This window comes from Polaromonas sp. (assembly GCF_031411155.1).
Classification (GTDB): Bacteria; Pseudomonadota; Gammaproteobacteria; order Burkholderiales; family Burkholderiaceae_C; genus Polaromonas.
Window position 1 is genome coordinate 1 of record NZ_JANOAL010000221.1, and the last position, 4713, is coordinate 4713.

Annotated in this window: 4 protein-coding genes; 1 reads left to right on the forward strand and 3 read right to left on the reverse strand. The window is 69.1% G+C overall.

Annotation, left to right across the window (positions count from 1 at the left end):
* The 3 genes from RMO23_RS13800 to hemC form a co-directional block, all read right to left on the reverse strand.
* Window positions 1-1095, reverse strand: a 1095-nt coding sequence (locus RMO23_RS13800) for a uroporphyrinogen-III C-methyltransferase (protein WP_309682568.1), incomplete at its 3' end; no start/stop codon positions are given.
* Window positions 1092-1961 carry a uroporphyrinogen-III synthase gene (locus tag RMO23_RS13805; RefSeq protein WP_309682570.1) on the reverse strand — a complete coding sequence of 290 codons (870 nt, stop codon included), beginning with the start codon at window positions 1959-1961 and terminating at the stop codon, window positions 1092-1094. The genes RMO23_RS13805 and RMO23_RS13800, both read right to left, overlap by 4 nt.
* A 13-nt stretch (window positions 1962-1974) precedes the next feature.
* On the reverse strand, window positions 1975-2955 hold the full coding sequence (gene hemC / locus RMO23_RS13810) for a hydroxymethylbilane synthase (RefSeq protein ID WP_309682573.1): 981 nt from the start codon (window positions 2953-2955) through the stop codon (window positions 1975-1977).
* Between the two features lie 103 nt (window positions 2956-3058).
* Between hemC and RMO23_RS13815 the strand changes: the two genes are divergently transcribed.
* Window positions 3059-4713 (forward strand): phosphoenolpyruvate carboxylase (locus RMO23_RS13815; protein ID WP_309682576.1); only part of this gene is annotated, 1655 nt, incomplete at its 3' end.

A 4713-nucleotide genomic window follows, 5' to 3' on the forward strand; every position in this document is an offset into this window, starting at 1 on the left:
CTTGAGCTGGCCCTGCACCTGCTGCAGCAATTGCGCGGCGGCCTGGGTCTTGCGCGAGGCCGGGTCGAAATACTTGAGCAGCCAGGCGTTGGCGCTGGCCAGGTCGGCGCGCACCGTGTCGGTCTGGCGCGACAGCAGGCCTAGGCGCGCATTGAGCAGCCGCAGCTTGAGGTTTTCGCGCAGGAAGAAGGATTGCTCGGGCGACAGCAGCGCGGCCTCGGGCTGCTCGATGCGGCTGACGCGCAGCAGCTTGCGCGCTTCATCGCGCAGGCTGTTCAGCGTGCGCTGCGACCAGGCGCTGAGCGTGAACTGGTCCAGCCCCAGCAGCGAGCCGAGGGACGCTGAGGCAACTGCCTGCGGCGCGGACGCGGTAGCGGCCGCTGCCGCGGGTGGGGCCGCCATGGCGCCGCCGGCCGACACGCTGGCGGCGGCGTTGGCCACCGGCAGCTCGTCGGCCAGGCGCGACAGCTCGTCGAGCTTGAGCAGCAGCACCGGCACGTCGGTCAGGCTGGCCGCCTTGATACGGTCGATGTCGCGAACCAGGGCGCGCTGCAGCGGGTTCAGGCGCGGCTGGGCGGCGCGCGACAGGCGCTGCTCGGCCGAGGTCAGCGCGGCCAGCAGCGGCTGCGCGCTGCCGGTCAGTTGCGCCTGCTGCTGCGCCAGGCGCAGCGCCGACTCGATATCGACCACCAGGTTTTCATCGCGCGAGCGCGACAGGCTTTGCATCAGCTCTTCAAGCTGGGTGCGCTGCAGGCTGACCTCGCTGATGCGGGTTTCCTGAATCGCCAGCCGCGCCGACAGCTCGCGCATGCCTTCCTGGGCCTCGCGCGCCAGCGTGCGGGCCTCGATCGCCTGGGCGCCGGAGTCGGTGCTGCGGCGCGCCAGTTCTTCCTGAATGCCGCCGAGCTTTTGCCACAGCAAGGCGCTGGCCAGCAGCGCAGCGGCGGCCAGCAACACGACCAGCCAGGCCCATTTGCGCGGCACCATGAAGGCATCGGACTGCAGCGGCGGCACGGGCGCGGGCACCAGCGCGCGCTCCAGCACGGGCGCGTCGTCGGGCGCGGGAATCGGGGGAGTGGGCTGGCCTTCGCTCATGGATGGCCTGATTCTATCGAGCCAAGCACGGCCCTGATGTCGGCCAGCGCCGGGCGTGACGCCGCAACAACACCCCAGCCGGCGGCGCGCAGCACGCCCGCAATACGCGGGTGCGTGGCCACGGCGCGGGCGCGGCGCCAATCAAGGCCTGACAAGGCGGGCTGGCCAAGCAGATTGGCCACCGCCTCCGAGCTGCTGAACAGCCAGATAGCGCCATCGACGCTGGCCGCCTTAGCGCGCCGCAGTTGCGCAGCAGTCAGCTGCGGTGCGCGGCGCTGGTAAACGACTACAAAATCGACTTCTGCGCCGGCCGCCTGCCACTGGCGGGCCAGCCAGTCGCGGCCGGACGAGCCGGCGCCGCCATCTTCAGCCACGGTCTGGCCGCGCACCACCAGCACGCGCCGGCCCTGCCAGTCACGCTGGCCAATGACTTGCCACAGCGCTTCCGAATCAAACTGGCTGGCCTCGGGCGGCGGCGCATCGATGTGCGCGGCCGGCACGCCCACCGCCCGCAGCGCGGCCACAGTGCCGGGGCCGGGCGCCAGCAGACGCAGCGTGGGCGGCAGTCTGTCGGGATCCATGTTTACTATCGAATTAATAGCTGACTGTGCAGTTTCTGATTGGGCCAGAGCCGTATTTGGCCGGAAAAAATGCTCTGCCGCGTTGGCGCTGACGAACATGCAGGCGCTGTAGCGCTCCAGCGTTTGCCAGGCCTGCTGCAGCGCCAGCACGTCGGCTGCTGCCGACGCCGGCGCGATCTCGATCAGTGGCAGGGCCTCGGCTTGAAGGCCGGCCTGCTGCAAGCGCCGCACCCAGTTCCGCGCATCGCTGGCGGGCCGGGTCACGATGACGCAGGCGGGAGTCACGCCAGGCCCGGCATCAGGCGGCGGGCGGGTTGCTGGCCCAGACCGCGCCGCCGGCGCGCAGCTGCCTGGCCACCGCCTGGCCCAGCGCCTCGGCCTCGGCAAAGCTGCGCACCTGGGCGCTTTGCTGCACCTGCACCAGCGGTGCCAGCGGCACGGCCGAGCCGGCCTCGGCACTGGCCGGGTCGCCCCAGGCGGCATTCAGCTGCATGCTGTCGCCGCCGCCCGGCGCGGCCTGGCCGGTTGAAAAGGCCGTGAAAGCCGCCAGCGGCATGGAGCAACTGCCGCCCATGGCGCGCGACACCGTGCGCTCGGCCGTCACCGCCAGCCAGGTCGGCTGGTGCGCCAGCGTGGCCAGCGCGGCCAGCAAATCGGCGCGCTCGGACCGAACCTCGATGCCCAGCGCGCCCTGCCCGGCGGCCGGCAGCATGTCGGCCGGTGCAAAGGTGCTGCGTATGCGCGCGTGGAGCCCCAGACGCTTGAGCCCGGCCGCCGCCAGCACGATGGCGTGGTACTGGCCTTCGTCGAGCTTGCGCAGGCGGGTGTCGAGGTTGCCGCGCAGCGGTTCAATTTTGAGGTCGGGCCGCAGCGCCTTGAGCAGCACCAGCCGGCGCAGGCTGGAGGTGCCGACGACGGCGCCAGTCGGCAGCTCGGCCAGCGCCGCGAACTGGTTGGAAACAAAGGCATCGCGCGGATCCTCGCGCTCCAGCACACAGGCCAGCGCAAAGCCTTCCGGCAAATCCATAGGCACGTCTTTCAGCGAATGCACCGCCAGGTCGGCCCGGCCTTCGCTGAGGGCGACTTCGAGCTCCTTGACGAACAGGCCCTTGCCGCCGACCTTGCTGAGCGAGCGGTCCAGAATCTGGTCGCCCTGAGTCGTCATGCCCAGCAGTTCCACCTGCCAGCCCAGGCGGGCTTCAAGCAGCGCCTTGACATGCTCGGCCTGCCACAGCGCCAGTCGGCTTTCGCGGGTGGCGATGACCACGGGTGGGTTCAAGGCGGAGGGGACGGTTTGAATCGCTGGGGACACTCGTAACCTGCTGGTAATCTTGGGGGGAAGTGAATGCTAGCATGGGCGACTCCAGAACAAGAGGGCAAAGATGGTCACTTCCGCGCGTGTCAAAAAGATCAGCTCCGTTGCCGGCGACAAGAGCCAGGGACGCAGCGCAGGGCCGCCCCAGGCAAGGCCGGCCCCCCCGGGGGGCAGCGAACCACACGCAGTGGGCGAACGTGGGGGCACACGAAGCCGGGATAATGAGCGTCCGCTGGTGGAAGACATCCGGCTGCTGGGCCGCATTCTGGGCGATGTGATTCGCGAGCAGGAGGGCGTGGCCGCCTACGAGCTGATCGAGCAGATCCGCAAGCTGTCGGTGGCTTTCCGGCGCGATGCCGATCAGGAAGCCGACAAGGCCCTCAAGAAGCTGCTCAAAGGCCTGTCGGGCGACCAGGCGGTCAGCGTGATACGCGCCTTCACCTACTTCAGCCATCTGGCGAATCTGGCCGAAGACCGCCACCACATTCGCCGCCGCGCCGTCCACGAGCGTGCCGGCGACACCCAGGAAGGCAGCATCGAAGTGGCGCTGGCCCGGCTGCGCTGGGCCGGTATCGCGCCCAAAACCATCGCGGACACGCTGGCGCACAGCTTTGTCTCGCCGGTGCTCACGGCCCACCCGACCGAGGTGCAGCGCAAAAGCATTCTGGATGCCGAGCGCGACATTGCCCAGCTGCTGACGGCGCGTGATGACACCAAGGCACTGGCGCGCGCCCTCAACGCCGCCAAGGACGCGCTGACGCCGCGCGAGCTGGCCGCCAACGAAGCGCAGCTGCGCGCCCGCGTCATGCAGCTGTGGCAAACCCGGCTGCTGCGCTTTTCCAAGCTCACCGTGGCCGACGAAATCGAAAACGCGCTGAGTTATTACGAAGCCACCTTTCTGCGCGAAATCCCCAAGATTTACGCCAACCTGGAACGCGAGCTGGGCAATCAGCCGGTGCACAGCTTTTTGCGCATGGGCCAGTGGATAGGCGGCGACCGCGATGGCAACCCCAACGTCAGCGCCGAGACGCTGAACTACGCGCTGCGCCGGCAGGCCGACGTGGCGCTGCGCCACTACCTGACCGAGGTGCATTTTCTGGGCAGCGAGCTGTCGCAGTCGGCCATGCTGGTCGATGTCAGCGCCGACATGCGCCAGCTGGCCGAAAGCTCGCCCGACACCAACGAGCACCGCAAGGACGAGCCCTACCGCCGCGCCCTGACCGGCGTTTACGCCAGGCTGGCCGCCACGCTGAAAGAACTGACCGGCGGCGAGGCCGCGCGCCATGCCGTGGCGCCGCAAAACGCCTATGCCCGGTCCGAAGAATTTCTGGCCGACCTGCGCACCATTGCCGCGTCGCTCAAGGCCCACCACGGCGAGGCGCTGGTGGCCCAGCGCCTGCATCCGCTGATCCGGGCCGTCGAAGTATTTGGCTTTCACCTGGCCACGGTCGATTTGCGGCAAAGCTCGGACAAGCACGAAGAGGTGGTGGCCGAGTTGCTGGCGGTGGCGCGCATCGAAGCGCAGTACGCCCGCCTGGACGAAGCCGCCAAACGCGTGCTGCTGATGCGCCTGCTCAATGACGCCCGGCCGTTGCGGGTGGTCGGCGCCACTTATTCAGCCCACGCGCGGGGCGAGCTGGCGATTTTTGAGGCGGCCCGCACGGCGCGCGCGCGTTTTGGCAAGGAAGCGATACGCCACTACATCATCAGCCACACCGAAAC